Raw genomic sequence first — 1,115 nt, forward strand, 5'->3', positions numbered from 1 at the left:
CGTAGGACGGATTCCATCCGAGATCGGAGATCTTCTTAGTGGCCTCCCCTACCGAGATACCACGTTGGGACGTGATCTTGTTGAGCGTCAAAGTCATGCCATGAGCCTCCTTAAAGCTCTGGGGCCAGTCGCCCGGCGCCCGGTTGGCGGCTTTTGCCGTTTCGGTTTGGCGCCCCCCTTGAGGCACCGGTTCTCGGCAAAGGTTGAGAAGTTCGACACGCCCGCTGCATCGAGGCGGCTGCTGGTCTCTCTCCCTGTCCTTCGTTCTTTGAGCGTCCTGTCCGGGCGCTAGCGTCTTGTGGTTCTCTTCTGGCAAGGCCGGTTCCAGAATTCGGCAGACGTCCGAAGCGGCGCGAAGAAATATATTATCTGACTGATTTTGAATAATATTTTTCGATGAGTTTTTCGCGGGGCACTTCGCTTGAGGCCGAGGCCGGGCGAGGCATATGGGCGGACTGTCGCAAAACGTTACAATCGCCGTTCCAATGACTTTACGCTTCGTTACACCTGCTGAAACACCCGCATTATACATCCCGCACCGCGCACCCCGAAAGCACCGCGCCTGTCAGCGCAAACCGCTAAAAAATATCGGGCTTTCCGCATCGCAGCATCGCCGGAACCGTGCGGGCCAACAACCGCATCCGGATGTTCACTTCTGTAGCGTCATACCGCGCCGAGGGGTTGGCGCGTCAGGCCGGCAGCCGGCGCTTCGAGGCGGCGTAGATGCCGATGTCCTGCCGGTACTTCGACACGACACGGCGCGACACCGCGATCCCTTCGGACTGCAGAATGGCCGTCAGCCGCCGATCGGACAGCGGCTTCTTCGGGTCTTCGTCGGCCAGCAGCGCCCGAATGCGCACCTGGACCTGCGGCTTGGACTGGGTAGCCTGGGCCGACGCCGTGCCGGTGAACAGGGTGCGCGCAAGAACAATGCCGTTCGGCCCTTCAATCAGCAAACCGTTCAGCACTCGGCTGACGGTGCTTAGGTGAAATCCGGTTTCCCGCGCAATCTCGGACAGAGTCATCGGAGCCAGAGCGCCGTCGCCAAAGCGGAAATAGGTTCCCTGGCGCTCCACGATTTGGCCCACCACCGCTTTAAGCGCGGACACCCGCAT

At 60.4% G+C, this 1,115-nt stretch carries 1 protein-coding gene; it reads right to left on the reverse strand.

Annotation, left to right across the window (positions count from 1 at the left end):
* Positions 1-689: 689 nt before the first annotated feature.
* The coding region (locus tag A2I95_RS41090) for a helix-turn-helix domain-containing protein (protein ID WP_291738039.1) at positions 690-1,115 on the reverse strand (426 nt) is incomplete at its 5' end.

Source organism: Leisingera sp. F5, assembly GCF_001593695.1.